The 16,901-nt window shown below is 36.6% G+C and carries 13 protein-coding genes; 7 read left to right on the top strand and 6 right to left on the bottom strand.

The features are described from left to right. Positions 1 to 17 precede the first annotated feature (17 nt). Both hslU and HMPREF1128_RS07725 read left to right on the top strand, forming a co-directional pair. Entirely contained in the window at positions 18 to 1,343 is a 1,326-nt protein-coding gene (hslU, locus tag HMPREF1128_RS07730) for an HslU--HslV peptidase ATPase subunit (RefSeq protein ID WP_196794392.1), read from the top strand. A 52-nt stretch (positions 1,344 to 1,395) separates the two neighbouring features. Then, the gene (locus tag HMPREF1128_RS07725; protein WP_007526018.1) at positions 1,396 to 1,950 is read left to right on the top strand and encodes a hypothetical protein; all 555 of its coding nucleotides are present in this window, start codon (positions 1,396 to 1,398) and stop codon (positions 1,948 to 1,950) included. A gap of 52 nt (positions 1,951 to 2,002) precedes the next feature. Here HMPREF1128_RS07725 and HMPREF1128_RS07720 read toward each other — a convergent pair whose 3' ends face one another. Next, complete coding sequence (locus tag HMPREF1128_RS07720) at positions 2,003 to 3,301, bottom strand: L-cysteine desulfidase family protein (protein ID WP_007526066.1); 1,299 nt, start codon at positions 3,299 to 3,301, stop codon at positions 2,003 to 2,005. A gap of 263 nt (positions 3,302 to 3,564) precedes the next feature. On the opposite strand from HMPREF1128_RS07720, the gene fumC reads away from it, so the two are divergent. Continuing rightward, positions 3,565 to 4,959 (top strand): class II fumarate hydratase, encoded by a 1,395-nt coding sequence (gene fumC, locus HMPREF1128_RS07715; RefSeq protein ID WP_007526035.1) that lies wholly within the window; start codon positions 3,565 to 3,567, stop codon positions 4,957 to 4,959. Between the two features lie 103 nt (positions 4,960 to 5,062). Here the strand turns inward: fumC and HMPREF1128_RS07710 are convergent, their stop codons facing one another. The 5 genes from HMPREF1128_RS07710 to HMPREF1128_RS07690 all read right to left on the bottom strand — a co-directional run bounded on the left by HMPREF1128_RS07710 (position 5,063) and on the right by HMPREF1128_RS07690 (position 12,807). Further along, entirely contained in the window at positions 5,063 to 6,283 is a 1,221-nt protein-coding gene (locus HMPREF1128_RS07710) for a capsule biosynthesis protein (protein ID WP_035530402.1), read from the bottom strand. 50 nt (positions 6,284 to 6,333) lie between these two features. Next, positions 6,334 to 8,376: a capsular polysaccharide biosynthesis protein gene (locus tag HMPREF1128_RS07705; protein WP_007526086.1), complete on the bottom strand. Its 2,043-nt coding sequence runs from the start codon at positions 8,374 to 8,376 to the stop codon at positions 6,334 to 6,336. An 84-nt stretch (positions 8,377 to 8,460) separates the two neighbouring features. Continuing rightward, the gene (locus tag HMPREF1128_RS07700; protein WP_007526031.1) at positions 8,461 to 9,081 is read right to left on the bottom strand and encodes an acyltransferase; all 621 of its coding nucleotides are present in this window, start codon (positions 9,079 to 9,081) and stop codon (positions 8,461 to 8,463) included. Further along, entirely contained in the window at positions 9,071 to 11,698 is a 2,628-nt protein-coding gene (locus HMPREF1128_RS07695) for a CDP-glycerol glycerophosphotransferase family protein (protein ID WP_007526022.1), read from the bottom strand. Before HMPREF1128_RS07695 ends, HMPREF1128_RS07700 begins: the two co-directional genes overlap by 11 nt. Positions 11,699 to 11,706: 8 nt before the next feature. Continuing rightward, positions 11,707 to 12,807, bottom strand: coding sequence for a Stealth CR1 domain-containing protein (locus tag HMPREF1128_RS07690; RefSeq protein ID WP_007526087.1), 1,101 nt, complete (start codon positions 12,805 to 12,807; stop codon positions 11,707 to 11,709). Between the two features lie 311 nt (positions 12,808 to 13,118). Here HMPREF1128_RS07690 and HMPREF1128_RS07685 point away from each other — a divergent pair, with 311 nt between their 5' ends. From HMPREF1128_RS07685 to bexA, 4 genes are read left to right on the top strand one after another with little or no spacing between them, the layout of a single operon-like run. Continuing rightward, positions 13,119 to 14,303, top strand: coding sequence for a polysaccharide biosynthesis/export family protein (locus HMPREF1128_RS07685; RefSeq protein WP_007526004.1), 1,185 nt, complete (start codon positions 13,119 to 13,121; stop codon positions 14,301 to 14,303). Positions 14,304 to 14,316: 13 nt separating this feature from the next. Then, a complete protein-coding gene (locus HMPREF1128_RS07680; protein WP_007526014.1) occupies positions 14,317 to 15,450 on the top strand; it encodes a capsule polysaccharide transporter in 1,134 nt (377 codons plus the stop codon). Next, the gene (bexB, locus tag HMPREF1128_RS07675; protein ID WP_007526026.1) at positions 15,450 to 16,247 is read left to right on the top strand and encodes a capsule polysaccharide exporter permease BexB; all 798 of its coding nucleotides are present in this window, start codon (positions 15,450 to 15,452) and stop codon (positions 16,245 to 16,247) included. The genes HMPREF1128_RS07680 and bexB overlap by 1 nt, the downstream gene beginning before the upstream one ends. After that, entirely contained in the window at positions 16,244 to 16,897 is a 654-nt protein-coding gene (gene bexA, locus HMPREF1128_RS07670; protein ID WP_007526058.1) for a capsule polysaccharide exporter ATP-binding protein BexA, read from the top strand. Before bexB ends, bexA begins: the two co-directional genes overlap by 4 nt. Positions 16,898 to 16,901: the final 4 nt, after the last annotated feature.

Genomic DNA, 16,901 nt, shown 5'->3' with positions numbered 1-16,901 from the left:
TGTTTTTCAAGGAATAAATTATGTCAATGACCCCTCGTGAAATCGTCTCTGAATTAGACGCACATATTATCGGACAAACAGAAGCTAAACGTGCAGTAGCCATCGCATTGCGTAATCGCTGGCGTCGTATGCAGTTACCAGAAGATCTTCGCCAAGAAGTAACACCAAAAAACATTTTAATGATCGGGCCAACTGGCGTGGGTAAAACTGAAATTGCTCGTCGTTTAGCAAAATTAGCCAATGCGCCATTTATTAAAGTCGAAGCCACTAAATTTACCGAAGTGGGTTATGTGGGTAAAGAAGTGGAGTCGATTATTAAAGACTTAACTGATGTTGCAGTCAAATTAGTGAAATCACAAGCGGTAGAGAAAAACCGTATGCGCGCGCAAGATGCGGCAGAAGATCGCATTTTAGACGTGCTGTTACCACCAGCGAAAGATCAGTGGGGTAACGTACAAGAATCTGATAACACTTCAACTCGCCAAGTTTTCCGTAAAAAATTACGTGAAGGTCAGCTTGATGACAAAGAGATCGAAATTGATGTAGCGGCACAAGTGAGCGTAGAAATTATGACACCGCCGGGAATGGAAGATATGACTTCTCAGCTGCAATCTCTATTTGAAGGGATGTCGCCAAACAAAACGAAAAAACGCAAAATGAAAATCAAAGATGCGTTAAAAGTGATGTTAGATGAAGAAGCAGCAAAATTAGTCAATCCTGAAGAGTTGAAACAACAAGCGATTGAAGCGGTTGAACAACACGGCATCGTATTTATTGATGAGATCGATAAAATCTGCAAAAAAGGTGAGCATTCTGGTGGTGATGTCTCTCGTGAAGGGGTTCAGCGTGATTTACTACCAATTATCGAAGGCTCAACGGTAAACACTAAGCATGGTATGGTGAAAACCGACCATATTCTCTTTATCTGTTCAGGTGCATTCCAAGTGGCTCGCCCATCAGATTTATTGCCAGAATTACAAGGTCGTTTACCAATTCGTGTAGAACTCAAATCACTTACCAAAGATGACTTTGAGCGCATTTTAACTGAGCCAAATGCTTCACTGACTCTCCAATATCGTGAGTTAATGAAAACCGAAGGGGTAGAAGTCGAATTTACCCAAGATGGTATTAGTAAAATTGCCGAATCTGCTTTCCGCGTAAATGAAAAAACCGAAAACATCGGCGCCCGCCGTTTACACACGGTATTAGAACGCTTAATGGACGGCATTTCATTTGACGCAAATGAACGCAGTGGCGAGAAAATTGTGATCGATGAAAATTATGTTTCAACTGCATTAAATGATGTGGTGGAGAATGAGGATTTGAGTAGATTTATTCTGTAATTGTTTAAAAGGGTCTTAATTTAAATTAAGCCCCTTTTTATAGGATTTTTATATGGACAACTTAATAAAAGAAATCTTATTAATTATTTTGGCTCCTGCTGCAGCAATTATAACTTCATGGCTTAACTCTCGCTCTACGTTAAAGTCTATAAAAATAAATAATGAATTTCAAATCAGTCGTGATGAAAGGCTATTCCAAAAAGAATTAGAGAAGATCAAACTAGAACAAACAAGACTAGATTTACTTCATGTATATAAAAATTTATGCTTGCTACAAAGAGAGTTTTCTCTTACTAGTATGAACATTGATTGGGAGGATAATCTTCATGAACAAGAATATAATAAGAAATATTTTAAATTATGTAATAGTTTTGATAATTCTAGAGCAATCATTGCTATATCATATCCAGAGTTATTATACGAATTTGATGATATTTATGGGAAAATGAATATATATTGGGGCAACTTTAATAACTTACTAAGGCAAAATAGGTTAGACAAAAGCATTGAATCACAATATTCTTGGCATCAAAAAACCTTTGAAGCATCACAAGAAATAGTAAGAAAAATACAAGAAGTAAAACACTTATTATCCCAAATAAAATAAAAACAAGCGGTCAAATTCGCAATTTATTTTGCAAATTTGCCCGCTTGTATTGTTAGCTTTTCGGCTTGCTCACCATTATTTCAATCACTTGGCGATCCGTATATTGCATACTTCGACTGGCAATCGCACAGAGGTTGTTGATTGAACGATCGATTTGGTGTTCGACAATCCCTTCGTTACCTGTAACTTGCGTATTATCTAATGCCATTAAAATCGATTTATAGCTGGAAGTTACACTGGTAGAAACCTTCATCGCACAGCTATTTGCTGCACCGTCGCAGATGATGCCACTGATATCACCGATCATACTGCTGATAGCCATACTAATCGCATCGAAACTTTCGGTCAGCAACCATGCCACACCTGCACAACTGCCCATTGCCGCAGTAGTTACCGCACAGAGAGCTGAGAGTTTAGGCAGTTTACTGTGAATATAAATCGCCATTAAATGCGAAAGGAATAAGGCGCGAATGAGCTGTTCTTCACTGGCGTTGATATGGCGAGCGACCACCACCACGGGCATCGTGGCGGTAATGCCTTGGTTGCCTGAACCTGAATTACTCATGGCTGGTAAATTGGCGCCGCCCATACGAGCATCACTCGCTGCTGTGGTTTCAATTACAATGCGGTTAAGCAAATCATCACTAATCAACCCTCGTCCAATTTGCTTTTGCAAGGTTCGTCCAATATGTAAGCCGTAATCGACTCGTAAGCCTTCTTGTGAAAGGGCAGAATTGAGTTCTGCGGCTCGTTGGATAAAACGAATTTTCTCTAAATCAACCCACAGTGAGAAATCATACATATCTTTGGCTGTGAGTTCTGAAAACGCAGAAGGCGCATTACCGTTATCGACTAAGCAAGGCACGGAAAACAGAACTTCTCCGTTTTTCTCAATATAAATAACGTTGGTGTGATGAGCTGCAATGCGAACCGTTACGCTATCATTGGCTGCAAAGAGCGTTGCTTCAGAATATAAAATATGTTTAGTATCAGAAATAGTAACGTTAACCAGATTTTGGTTGAGCATCGCTTTTGCAAGCGCGACTTGTTCTGCTGAGATCGCTTTTAATACCTCTAAACCTGCCTGATGATCGCCTCCAATAGCGCCTATGGCTGCTGCCATTGGAAGACCAACCGTGCCTGTATTTGGCACAGTAACGCCCATTCCATTTTTCATTAAGTTTGAGGACACTTTCGCTTCAATACGTTCAGGTAATTTACCTAAATAATGGCGAGCGGTTGCAGAGGCGAGCGCTAAAGAAATGGGTTCAGTACAACCCAATGCGGGTACAACTTCTTCTTGTACAATGCGTAAAATATTTTGTTCAATGGTCGGGTCAAAGGTTCTCATTACTTTTTTCTAATCTAAAAATAAACGGTATTTTATAAAATGGGGCATATTGTACCGTTTTTTATCATTAGGATTAACTACTACGCCTAATTGGCGCATGAAAAAACGTGCTGAGAACGGATAGGCTTCTGGAAAGATTTTGTGATCTACATCATAAAACCAATAGAAAAGCATGGCTAGAATAGACCTAAATAGGTACTATAAAACCCGATCGAAACATCAAACATTGTTGTTTTTCTTGTTCACCACTAACGGAGTATTTTATGGAATTTCGTATTGAAAAAGACACCATGGGCGAAGTAAAAGTACCAGCAGATAAATACTGGGCAGCACAAACTGAACGTTCGCGCAATAACTTCAAAATCGGGCCGGCAGCATCTATGCCACATGAAATTATTGAGGCTTTCGGTTATTTGAAAAAAGCTGCTGCGTTTGCTAACCATGATTTAGGTGTGTTATCGGCAGAAAAACGCGATCTGATTGCGCAAGCTTGTGATGAAATTCTTGCCAATAAACTTGATGATCAATTCCCGTTAGTGATTTGGCAAACTGGTTCAGGCACACAATCAAACATGAATGTGAATGAAGTGGTTGCGAATCGTGCACATGTACTACACGGTGGAAAATTAGGTGAAAAATCTATTATTCACCCGAATGATGATGTGAATAAATCACAGTCTTCTAACGATACTTTCCCAACAGCAATGCATATTGCTGCATACAAAAAAGTGGTTGAAACCACTATTCCTGCAATTGAGCGCTTACAAAAAACCTTTGCAGCAAAATCTGAAGCTTTTAAAGATGTCGTAAAAATTGGTCGTACGCACTTAATGGATGCAACACCATTAACATTAGGTCAAGAGTTCTCAGCTTATGCAGCACAATTACACTTTGGTTTAATTGCATTGAAAAACACGTTACCGCACTTACGTCAATTAGCATTAGGTGGTACAGCCGTTGGTACAGGCTTGAATACGCCAAAAGGCTATGATGTGAAAGTGGCAGAATACATTGCCCAATTCACTAAGCTACCATTTGTGACTGCAGATAATAAATTCGAAGCGCTTGCAGCCCATGATGCGATTGTGGAAACGCACGGTGCGTTAAAACAATTAGCCGTTAGCCTATACAAAATTGCTAACGACATTCGCCTATTGGCTTCAGGCCCTCGTTCAGGTATTGGTGAGATTTTAATCCCAGAAAATGAGCCTGGTTCATCAATTATGCCGGGTAAAGTTAACCCAACGCAATGTGAAGCGATGACCATGGTTTGCTCACAAGTGTTAGGTAACGATACTACAATTTCATTTGTAGGCTCACAAGGTCATTTCCAATTAAACGTATATAACCCAGTGATGATTGCGAACTTCTTACAATCTGCACAATTATTAGCAGATGCCGCAATTTCATTTGACGAGCACTGTGCAGTAGGTATTGAGCCGAATTACCCACGTATTAAACAACAGTTAGAAAACTCATTGATGTTAGTGACTGCGTTAAATACCCACATCGGCTATGAAAATGCAGCGAAAATCGCGAAAACTGCGCATAAAAATGGCACAACCTTAAAAGAAGAAGCGATTAACTTAGGATTATTAACCGCTGAACAATTTGATGAATGGGTTCGTCCAGAAGATATGGTAGGCAGCTTGAAATAATTGCCTCATAATAAAAAACCGCCGAAAGGCGGTTTTTTATGGCTTAATACAAGCGGTTAAATTTCTCGAAAAATTTGCAAAGTCTCAGCAAAATTAGACCGCTTTAGTATGGGTTGTATGGGGATCTCAATATCACTCGATTATAAAAACTACCATTAATCATGGTTTTATTGAGATGATATTTGCGGTAAGCCTCAAACAGTTGCATATCTGGCTCGGTTGGATTTTGCCAAAATGAAGCTAAATCCCCTTGGTGTGTGAGACCTTCAAAATGATAATTGGCACGGCCAAGAGTGATCACTGGCATACCATGTAATAATGCTGAAATACCACTTGTGCTGTTCAGCGTTACCATGCCTTTACCGCGACGAAGCAGAACAGGCAATGGCACATCATGCACATAGAATAGTCGCCCTTTTAAGTGCGGATAGCGGCTTTCAAATTCTTGAATAACGGGATCATAATGAATAAAACCTCTATCCATTGGGTGATGCTTAATGACTAGATTGAGATTGCTTGGTGCTGATTCTGCAAAAGATTGCAATACTTCACGCAAGAATGCGCCGACACTGTTGAAATCACAATGTACTTTCACTTGGCTGTCATCATAAACTTGCAATGGTACAACAAAGAAATCACCTAATTTCCCTCGGTTGACTTTTCTTGCAAAGGTACGATCACGCAAGTAATAACAAGCGCGCTTGATGCCTGATGTCACCCAGAGTTTTATATAGTATTTCAGATTCAGAATGCGGTGATGTTGATATTTCGGATAATTATCTCGCCCAAAGTAAGCTTTGGTGTAATAAGCGATTGCCACTTTTGCCATCGGTAAAAAACCTTTGGCTAATTTAAGTGGTACAGCTGGCTCAGGTAAATTTTCGGCTTGTTCAAGATAGAAATCAGCTTGGCGAGGAAGAGGAGAGAACGCATTTACCCCTTGTTTTTCTAGTGTCACGTAATCAGGACGGAAATAGCCCTCTTCAAACACCCAAAATGGAATCTGTTCATCTTGTGAGATTTTTTTTGCGATTTTGTGGTATTTACGGTTGTCACCAAAGCAAACCATCGCATCAATATTGTGTTGCTTGCAAAATAGTTGCAGGTAAGGGTAGAACTCACTCACTGAGCCACGATAAACAATCGTGTTTTCAATCGATGACGGATAAAAATGCTCATCGCCACCGTTAAAATTGATTTTATAAACGGTTTTTCCTTGTCCCACTAACCAAGCAGAAAGATCGGCAAAAAAATGGCCGATCGGCCCTTGCAAAAGCAAGATCCGCTGGGAAGTTTGGGCTAATTCATCTAAATAATGTTTCATTCTAAAACCGTTATTCATTATGTAATCAAAGGGTATTTTACCCTGATTTTTTAAGTACGCAATGCGCGCACTAAATGCTGTAATTTGCCATATTGTTTAGCTAGCCAATGGCGATGAATACCACTGTGATTAAGCGCTAAACGCTGTGCTTTTAAAATTTCAATCGCTGTTTGAGCATTGGTTAGCTCACCCGTATTCGGATTGACATATTGTGGATAATAGACCAATGTGCCAGCGATAAGTTCTAACAATGAAAGTTTTCGATTGCGGCGGTTAAAAGAGCAGTGATCAATGGTCAATCCCCAGTGGCTATAAAACGGTAAACCATAGCAATGTACAGTTTTGTTTCTTAGCAAAGCTTCAAAGCCAGCAAGAGATGTCATGGTGTGCAATTCATCCACAGCATTGATGCAGTCAAGCACGTTTTCTGTTTTTGCAATTTGATCCGCTAATTTGACCGCTTGCGATTCTGCAATATGACCAATGCGGTTACTACTTACAACATCTGGGTGTGGCTTATAAACGATATAAGCTTCTGGGTTTGCTGCGCGTACTGTTTTTAATAAATCTAAATTAGTACGAATATTCGGGGAGCCGGTTCGAATAGACGCATCGTCTTCGACCTGTCCCACCACTAAAATTTTCTTTTTGTCTGTATTAGGTAAAGAAAAAGTACCTTCGCCGACATTATATTTACCGATATGTTGCGATACCAATGCTTGTTGTAGCTGGCTGGCTTCGATTAAATCTGCTTCGGTAAATTGTTGATGCTGCAAAATCTCTTCTAAGCGAGAAGGGCTTTCTGCATTGAAATAAATGCCCAAATCGTCACACACTAAAGAAAGTGGCGCAACCAAGTTTGAACCAAGCCCAACTGAACGAATAAAGCCATCTTCCATTCTGAGTACGTTAATATTATGCGCTTTAGCATAATTTAGCGCGGCTTCTTTCCCCGTTCCCCATAGCAACAAGCGGTCATTTTTTGTGAATGTTTTACCGCTGAGTTTGCTCACATCTTTAACAAAATGTAGCTTGCAGCTTGGTAAACGGAAAAACGGTTTAATAACCGTACGTTTCCACAACGACATTCCAACGCAATAGAGATTGCCTTGTAATCGCAAGTTAAGTGCTTTGGTGTGAATGATGTGGTTAATGACATCAAAAATCGTTCCAGCCTTGCCGGTATTCGGATTCAAATAACGGGTATATTGAAAATATGCCGCATAAAACAGTTGTAAAACTGACCGCACTTTACGGCGCTCACTTTGTGCTAGCGCTTTAGCATTCGGATGACGATCATCCGTCACGCCCCAGCCAGCAAACCATGGTACGCCAAAAGTTACCACCGGTTTACCCACCAGTAATGCTTCAAACCCCATTTGAGAGGTAACACAATAAACTTTCTCTACGGCTTTAATCAGCGAAATCGGATTGACGGGATCACTAAAAAAATGCACGTTGCTTGGATAGTTTTCATTTGGCGAAAAATAGCCCTGCTTTTTACCACTTAATACATCAGGATGGGTCTTCACTAAAATTTTAGCGTTTGGATTTTCTGCAATGGCAGCTTGCAACATTTGCGCAAAATGCTCTGCATCGGCTTGACCATATTTCACCGCCATATCGCTAAAGGTTTGATCGATGACAAGCACTAACTGCTCATCACCTTCTTTCTCATAATCCACCAATGTTTGGTTATATTTTGAAAGTTGATGCGTCACAATTTGTAAACGAGCTTTTTCCGCTAAAACCTCATCACATTCACTCGCTAGAACAAGCTGTTCCAATGTTGAGGGACGAGTCGTGTCGTAATAAATACCTAATTTATCTACGACCATAGAAAGTGGTGGATAACCATCAACCCCCAGACCTAAAGAACGTAAAAAGCCGTCTTCTAAGGCGATAAATGGTAAGTTATGCTTTTGTGCATATGCACGTGATTTTTTCGTAGAAGGACGCAGCCCCCAACCCAATACAGAATCAGCCTTCGGCACAGAAAAAATGCGCGCGAAAGCCAATTCCTCATTAGGAAAAAATGAGGCTAAATGGGGAATTTTTTTGATTCCGTGCGAGAAAATCAGTGCAGTTGGCATGGTTTTATTTTCTCTATTAGCTTTAATAAAAAAGTAAGGCTAATAGCCCTATTTTTTTCAAAAATGATTTATACATTAAAATAATCATTTGTTTATATAATCGAAGGGGCTTTTTCTAGACCAGTTTACATTTTCGCGAATAATTTGAGCAGGTACTCCTGTTAGTAAGGTATTTTCTTTATTAAATGGACGATTTATGTGTGCACCTAAGTCTATAATTGAATTCGAAGCAATTACACTACCTTTCATAATTTTCACAGATCTACCGCACCAGACATGATTTCCAATGACAATAGGTTTAGCAATATTAAGTACCTCTTTAGTTGTGATATCATATATCGTATGGCAGTCTGTAGGATAAATAAGAATTTCTTCAGAAAACATGCAATCATTTCCAATTGTAACCAAACATTTTGGCTCGTGACATCTTATTTCTACTCCCCAACAGGAAAAATCAGTGCCTATTTCTATTCTGCTTTGGTTTGCAAATAAATAGAGTTTATTTATTAGATATTGTGAAGCACCAATTTCAATATATGAGTCTTTGATTAATGACATTGAGCAGTCAGAAAAAGTTGTTCCCTCATGAATCACGATATGGTTATTTTCACCTAGAAAGTTAAATCTAAGACCTTTTATGTCATTTGGTCCAATAGATCTTCGACTTCCATCTTTAGTAACAAATTCAATTAGATTATTGTTCATTTTGAGTTCCTTTAAAAATAGTATTGAAAATAATTTCTGATGATTGACCATCAGTATGTAGATATATGGATTTATATCTATTTGAGAAATTCTTGAATCTCTTACTTCCTTGAGACAAATATTCTCTTATGTATTTAATTACTTGCTCTTGTTCTACTAATACTGGGCCAAATCCGTGTTCATTAAAATCAAATATTCCTTTTTGATATGAATGGCTTACTCCATAGAAACTGTCTTTATCAAATTGATAATATATTACAGGTTTATTGAGTGATGCAAAATCAAAATGCAAGGAAGAAAAATCAGTGATTAAAACATCATTGTTAAGAAATAATTCTTGATAGTTTATTTCTCTAGGATTAATAATAGTAATGTTTTTATTTTCAATAAGGTTAATAAATCTTTGTTCTAATTCATTTTGTTCTAATAGTGAAAATAATTCCTGGTGCATACAAAATGTTATTTTTATCTTCTGTTTATTTATTAATTCAGAAAGGTGTTTGTTATTTAACAATGTTACCCATTTTTGAATGTATTCAGAATTAAAAAAATCATTAACATTTTGTTCTAGCGAAAGATTTAATAAACTTAGTGAGGTCCTCCAAGTTGGGCAAATAAGAATATGTTTCGCTCCTTTTTTATGAATCTTAATATTCTTAGATTTACTAAATAAATTATCTAATCTAGGTATTCCAGAATAGATGAGATCATTTTCATGAAATATATAATTAAATTTATCGGTGAGAATTTCTTCCTTTTCAAAGGTTGTTGAAATAACCATTTTGCTTATTTGAGAATAAGATGCGTTAAATGGTTTAGATAAATTTGATGTAACCACTCCATGTTGTAGAAATATAAATTTCTGAAACTTAAAAGAATGATTTTTAACCCATTGATTTAAATGGCCTGGTAGATAGGAAGAAAATATATATTTTGCTTCTTTTAAGATTTTGATACATCTCAATGAGTTTATATCTACTAAGTTAAAACCTTCCAAAAGCAATTTATTCCAATGAGAACTATTCCTATCTAATAGGTAATACGCTTCTTTATTTTTTAAATAGCCATTTTTATACCAGTTTCTATAAAGGTGCTCTGCATTATCATCTGCTTTATACCCAGAATCTACAAAGATAAGAATATCTTTGAAACTATTAAGTTTTTTATGATATCCCTCATAAATATTAGTGTCATTAGGCAACATGACTTTAAAGTCGGTATATATTTTTGTAGGGCGATCATTTATCTTAAACATTATTTTTTGGAGCGTATTTTCCTCTATTTTATAGCATGAGTTAAATTCAGTTATTAACTCTTTTTCAAATAAATTATATGATATTTTTCTTTCTGATACAGCCTCTAGCTTTTGATTATCAATATACAATTCATTTTTCGAGTTTTTCTTGCCGTAACTTCTAAAGTAAATAAGATTATTCTCTATATCAACTTTATTAATGTAAACTCGTATTTCATTAGGTTGTTCATTTCTAAAGTAATTTAGAATAGCCGAAATCCAGAAGAAATTGCCAGGGGAATTATAGAATTCTTCAATAGTTTTATTTTCAACAAAGCTTAAAGACTCAGTAATATATTCTAACAGTAATTCCTTCTCTTTTTCATTGAGAACATTTTCTATTCTGTTTCTATTAATCATTCCAACCTGTAAATAAGGTATTATAGAAAAAAGTACTAGTCGTTGAATGAAGTTAGGTATTTTATTGTTGTGATCTTTAAAAAGATTTACAGTTTCTAATAAACCATTTTTAAAGAATTCAATATATTTTGCTTTCTTTTTCCATTGGTTATTAGATGATGAATTTTCACTTGCTCTTAATCTATAATAGTATAATGCATCTTTAACATAAATAACTTTACTTTCAGGAAGATGGTATAGATATTCATAAAAATATTTAGTATCTTCAAAAGAAGCTGTAAGTTTATGATCAAATCTTATATTGTTCTTTTGAATTATATCTGTTCTATAAACAGATGAGCTAGAAGAAAACTGTACACAATCTTCCAAATTCTTGCTATTTAATATTCTAATTGGTTTTGTAAAACAGAAGTCTGTTTGGAAACCATCATGAAATGTTCCAAATTTTTCTTTGAATAGTTTAAATTTAGTAATAACAGCTCCAACATTTTCTTCTGATTCAATATTTTTGTTGATTAGATAAAAATAATTAACATCTAGGAAGTCATCTGGATCAATAAATGTAACCCATTCTGTTTTTATATATTCTAGTCCTAGATTTCTAGCAGAAGCCTGCCCACCATTTTCTTTGTAGATATAGAAAATATTTGATGGATATTTCTTAATCCATTTGTTAATTATTTCTTTAGAGTTATCTTTAGAACCATCGTCCACAAATATGATATTTATATTTGTTCTAAAGTCTAATCTCTGATTTTCTAGAGATATGATAAATTCATCTAGGTAATCTCCTACATTATAAACTGCGCTGATAATAGTAAATTTCTTGTTTTTACTATATTTCTTAGGTGCAATTTTATAAAAGTTATTTATTAACTTTGTTTTTTTATTTTTTAAGAAGTCTTTGAAAAATAATTTTGGGTTATTTTTTAGTTTTCTGATTTTTCTATTTATAGGTTTCATAGTTTTCCTTATTTGTAATATTCTTTTAGGGTTTCAGTCAATTTGTTTTTATAGCTAGATATCTTTGTTTTGCTATTAAAATCATTAGCACAAAAAGAGTGTGGTTGCTTTGCCATATATTTTTTCTTTAGTAGTTTTTTATATTGCGCTTTGGCATTTGCTGAGCGAATATTAAAGTAATAGCAAATTTCTGGTGTGAGAACGCTCTTTCCTTCTAGATACATCGCATAAGGGACGAAAAAAGTAGCTAAATTAAGGTCATTTTTCCCTCTAAATCTATTTGATAAGAATTCTTCTATTTCGTTTCTAAATACACCCCATATTTTTTCAAAAATACTTTTCTTGAGTGGAATATAAGAATGGATTAATGGAGTTTGTGCGTTTAATTCTCGTCCATATAATTTTCTCAATAATCTTCTAGAGTTCATTGAGGCAAGTAATGTTGGAGTACTTGTACCTTTTGCATACATTTTATCTAGGTTTTTAATAGATAAAAAAATAGAGGCTAGCCCATTAGGTTTGAAAAAATGGCTTTTTTGTAAAGGTTTAGCGACAAATACATCATCATTAAAATAAATAAAATGCTCACTCAGGTTTGGAATTTTATGTAGATTAGCTTCAATTACATGAGAATTAAATGTAGGAAGATAATTTTTATCAATAATTTCACGATGATCAATAATTTTAATTTGCTGTTCTTCTTTGTTAAGCCAATCTGGTATTTGATTATCTGTTACAATAAAAATATATCTTACCCAAGGTAAGAATTTTTGCACGCTTTTAACCGAGTAAAATAACTCGTTATGCTCTTCAAATCTGGCATTATCTTTCGCATAAAGCGCACAGTTGTTTGCTAGTGTTGAATAGTATTGTTTCTTTTCTTGCCATTTTTGATCTTTATCATTAACCCACGTAAAAACGACATCAACTGGTATTGATGTATTCATTAGTGAGTTTTCTAATTTTTCTAATTTTTCTTGATGGTCAATAACGGCATTTTCATCAAATTCACTAATTCCTTGTTCATTATTTATAACTGGATATTTATTATTTAGTGCATCACGAAAAAATATATGTGGTTTAGTGATAAATTTTTTAAGTTTTTTCATATTTAATATAACCTTAAGATAATTATATTGAATATTATTTTGTATGTTTTCATAGCAAAGCCAAATTTTGATTATACCTTATTCCATAAGGGTTGTCAGTAAAGATGAATTTATTTACTTTTATAAGAAAAAGTCATTAGAAGCGCCAAATGAATGTCAAATTTGTCAATGGGGGAAGTGTAATACCATTTTTTTCCTTCTTGAATAAATGTTATACTCTTAAGATTATTTTCACGAATATAGGCGTAGTAGTTTGCAAAATAATTGGCAAATTTGACCGCTTGTCTTCCTTATTATGAGATGATACATCAATGAAAAATTATCGATTAAAAGCAGTCTGTGCAGGGTTAATGTTAGGGCTGTCAGCTTGTTCTTCGCTACCCACTTCAGGACCGAGTCATTCGGCGGTATTAGAGATGAACCAAGGTGCTGATGCTTCTGAATTAGCAGCAAAAGTGAATGTAATTGAATTAAATGAGTCGTTAGTGCAGCAAATGTATGCAGCTCAACAAAGCCAGCGTTTTTCAGGTTTTGCAGATGTGCGTGGTAATGGTGGCTATGCTGGTGCTGTTAATGTTGGTGATGTGTTAGAGATTTCGATTTGGGAAGCACCACCTGCGGTTTTATTTGGTTCAACATTTAGTAGCGAAGGACAAGGAAGTGGGCATGTAACCCAACTGCCAGCACAAATGGTAAATAAAAATGGAACAGTCACAGTGCCATTCGTTGGCAATATTCGTGTTGCGGGTAAAACACCAGAAGCTATTCAATCACAAATTGTAGCCAGCCTTAGCCGTAAAGCGAATCAGCCACAAGCTGTAGTAAAAATTGCTAACAATAATTCATCAGATGTGACTGTTATTCGCCAAGGCAGTACAGTACGTATGCCATTAAGTGCTAATAATGAACGTGTGTTAGATGCGGTGGCCGCTGTAGGTGGTGCAATGGAAAACATTGAAGATGTGACCGTTCAACTGACCCGTGGTAATCAAGTTAAAACATTAGCATTTGAAACCTTAATCGCAGATCCTGCACAAAATATTGTATTGCGTGCGGGTGATGTTGTTTCACTTTTAAACACACCGTATAAATTTACTGGTTTAGGTGCCGTAGGCAATAACCAACAACTGCGTTTTTCAAGCAGTGGTATCACACTTGCAGAAGCTATTGGGAAAATGGGTGGTTTGATTGATACGCGTTCTGACCCGCGCGGGGTGTTTGTCTTCCGTTATACACCATTTACACAGTTAGATACTCACGCACAGCAAGAATGGGCAGAAAAAGGTTATGGTAACGGGATGGAAGTACCAACCGTTTATCGTGCGAATTTATTAGCGCCGGAAACGATGTTCTTATTACAACGTTTCCCGATTCAAGATAAAGATATTGTGTATGTGTCGAATGCACCACTTTCAGAATTCCAAAAATTCTTGAGAATGATTTTCTCGATTACCTCTCCGGTAACCAGCACGACCAACACTATCAGAAGTTACTAATTAAGGGGATGACATGACTATCGAAAATTCGGCGATGCCGACGAAAAAGAAAAAATCACTCTGGAAAAAACTGAATCCACTTTTTTGGTTAACAGTATTGTTCCCAACCGCCTTTGCTGGCGTTTATTTTGGAATGTTTGCTTCTGATATTTATGTTTCAGAATCAAGTTTCGTTGTGCGCTCACCTGGTAGCCAATCTTCTTTAACTGGCGTTGGCGCATTATTACAAAGCACAGGTTTTTCTCGCTCACAAGATGATACTTATTCTGTGCAAGAATATATGCGTTCACGCACCGCATTAGCAGAGTTAGAACAAAATTTACCACTTCGTGCTTTCTATACCGAAAAAGGTGATGTATTAAGTCGTTTTAATGGATTTGGATTAAACGATACTCAAGAGGCATTCTATCGTTATTTTAAAGAGCGTTTGAGTGTTGATGTAGATTCTATTTCTGGTATTGCAACCCTTCGTGTGCGAGCATTTAATGCAGAAGAAGGTCAGCAAATTAACGAACGTTTGTTAAAAGAAGGTGAGTCGTTAATCAATCGCTTAAATGAACGAGCAAGAAAAGATACTATCGAATTTGCTGAGCAAGCAGTCGCAGATGCAGAGAAAAATGTGAAGGAAACTGCACAGGCTTTGAGTCAATATCGTATCAAAAATAAGATTTTCGATTTACCGGCGCAATCTGGCGTACAAATTTCGTTAATTTCAAGTTTGAAAAGTGAGTTGATTCGTGTTGAAACGCAATTAGCACAATTAGTTTCAATTACACCAGATAACCCGCAAGTGCCAGCGTTACAAATGCGCCAAAAAAGCTTGAAAAAAGAGATTGATGAACAAACTCGCCAATTATCAGGCAATGGAAACTCGGCTGCGACACAAACTGCGGATTACCAACGTTTAATGTTAGCAAATGAGTTAGCGCAACAACAACTGACAGCCGCAATGACTTCATTACAAAATACGCGTGGAGAAGCAGATCGCCAACAACTTTATTTGGAAGTGATTAGCCAACCAAGCAAACCGGACTGGGCGTTAGAACCAAACCGAATTTACAATATCATTGCGACCTTTATTATTGGCTTAATGTTATATGGCGTATTGAGCTTACTCATCGCCAGCGTAAGAGAGCATAAAAACTAATGCAATATGGTGACGAAACAACGTTTAAACAGTCATTAGCGATTCAAGGACGGGTGATTAACGCATTGCTTATGCGTGAAATTATCACCCGTTATGGGCGTCAAAATGTCGGCTTTTTATGGCTATTTATTGAGCCTTTGCTCATGACTTTTTTTATTGTAATGATGTGGAAATTTATCCGTGCTGATAAATTCTCTACTTTAAATATGATTGCCTTTGTGATGACGGGGTATCCAATGGCAATGATGTGGCGAAATGCTTCAAACCGCGCGATTGGTTCGATTTCGGCAAACTTGAGTTTGCTTTATCACCGTAACGTGCGTGTACTTGATACCATCTTCACACGTGTGCTACTCGAAGTTGCTGGCGCTTCAATTGCCCAAATTCTTTTTATGGCAATCTTAGTCATGATTGATTGGATTGATGCACCGCATGATGTGTTTTATATGCTTATTGCATGGTTCCTCATGGCAATGTTTGCTTTTGGTTTGGGGTTAATCATTTGTGCGATTGCGCAACAATTTGATGTGTTTGGTAAAATTTGGGGAACACTGAGTTTCGTTTTATTACCAATTTCTGGCGCATTTTTCTTCGTTCATAACCTTCCAGCACAGGCACAATCTATTGCACTTTGGTTTCCGATGATTCATGGTACAGAAATGTTCCGCCATGGCTATTTTGGCGATACCGTGGTTACTTATGAAAGTGTCGGTTTTTTAGTTGTGAGTGATCTTGCCTTGTTGTTAATGGGCTTAGTGATGGTTAAAAACTTCAGTAAAGGAGTTGAGCCACAATGATTCGCGTAAATAATGTGTGTAAGAAGTATCACACAAATAACGGTTGGAAAACCGTGTTAAAGGATATCAATTTTGAGCTACAAAAAGGCGAAAAAATCGGGATTTTAGGGCGAAATGGTGCGGGTAAATCTACGCTCATTCGTTTGATGAGCGGAGTTGAGCCCCCAACAAGTGGCACGATTGAACGTTCTATGAGCATCTCTTGGCCGTTAGCTTTTAGTGGGGCATTCCAAGGTAGTTTAACAGGGATGGATAATCTACGTTTTATTTGTCGTTTGTATGATGTTGATCCAGATTATGTGACTCGTTTTACAAAAGAGTTTTCGGAATTAGGCGATTATCTTTATGAGCCAGTGAAGAAGTACTCATCAGGGATGAAAGCTCGACTTGCATTTGCTCTCTCACTTTCGGTTGAGTTTGATTGCTACTTAATCGATGAGGTAATTGCAGTAGGGGATTCTCGCTTTGCAGAAAAATGTAAGTATGAGTTGTTTGAAAAACGCAAAGACCGTTCTATCATTTTAGTTTCACATAGCCCGAGTGCGATGAAGTCTTATTGTGATAATGCGGTGGTGTTAGAAAATGGCATCATGCACCATTTTGAAGATATGGACAAAGCGTATCAATATTACAACGAGACGCAAAAATAAGACT

The sequence above is a fragment of the Haemophilus sputorum HK 2154 genome, assembly GCF_000287615.1.
GTDB classification, from domain to species: domain Bacteria; phylum Pseudomonadota; class Gammaproteobacteria; order Enterobacterales; family Pasteurellaceae; genus Haemophilus_A; species Haemophilus_A sputorum.
The sequence above is the reverse complement of the archived record's forward strand: the minus strand, read 5'-3'. Positions and strand labels throughout refer to the sequence as shown.

What these genes read in the sequence shown, in the direction of transcription:
- HMPREF1128_RS07725 (WP_007526018.1), top strand. Translation starts at nt 1,396, where the DNA reads ATGGACAACTTAATAAAAGAAATCTTATTAATTATTTTGGCTCCTGCT.
- HMPREF1128_RS07720 (WP_007526066.1), bottom strand. Translation starts at nt 3,301, where the DNA reads ATGAGAACCTTTGACCCGACCATTGAACAAAATATTTTACGCATTGTA.
- fumC (WP_007526035.1), top strand. Translation starts at nt 3,565, where the DNA reads ATGGAATTTCGTATTGAAAAAGACACCATGGGCGAAGTAAAAGTACCA.
- HMPREF1128_RS07710 (WP_035530402.1), bottom strand. Translation starts at nt 6,283, where the DNA reads ATGAAACATTATTTAGATGAATTAGCCCAAACTTCCCAGCGGATCTTG.
- HMPREF1128_RS07705 (WP_007526086.1), bottom strand. Translation starts at nt 8,376, where the DNA reads ATGCCAACTGCACTGATTTTCTCGCACGGAATCAAAAAAATTCCCCAT.
- HMPREF1128_RS07700 (WP_007526031.1), bottom strand. Translation starts at nt 9,081, where the DNA reads ATGAACAATAATCTAATTGAATTTGTTACTAAAGATGGAAGTCGAAGA.
- HMPREF1128_RS07695 (WP_007526022.1), bottom strand. Translation starts at nt 11,698, where the DNA reads ATGAAACCTATAAATAGAAAAATCAGAAAACTAAAAAATAACCCAAAA.
- HMPREF1128_RS07690 (WP_007526087.1), bottom strand. Translation starts at nt 12,807, where the DNA reads ATGAAAAAACTTAAAAAATTTATCACTAAACCACATATATTTTTTCGT.
- HMPREF1128_RS07685 (WP_007526004.1), top strand. Translation starts at nt 13,119, where the DNA reads ATGAAAAATTATCGATTAAAAGCAGTCTGTGCAGGGTTAATGTTAGGG.
- HMPREF1128_RS07680 (WP_007526014.1), top strand. Translation starts at nt 14,317, where the DNA reads ATGACTATCGAAAATTCGGCGATGCCGACGAAAAAGAAAAAATCACTC.
- bexB (WP_007526026.1), top strand. Translation starts at nt 15,450, where the DNA reads ATGCAATATGGTGACGAAACAACGTTTAAACAGTCATTAGCGATTCAA.
- bexA (WP_007526058.1), top strand. Translation starts at nt 16,244, where the DNA reads ATGATTCGCGTAAATAATGTGTGTAAGAAGTATCACACAAATAACGGT.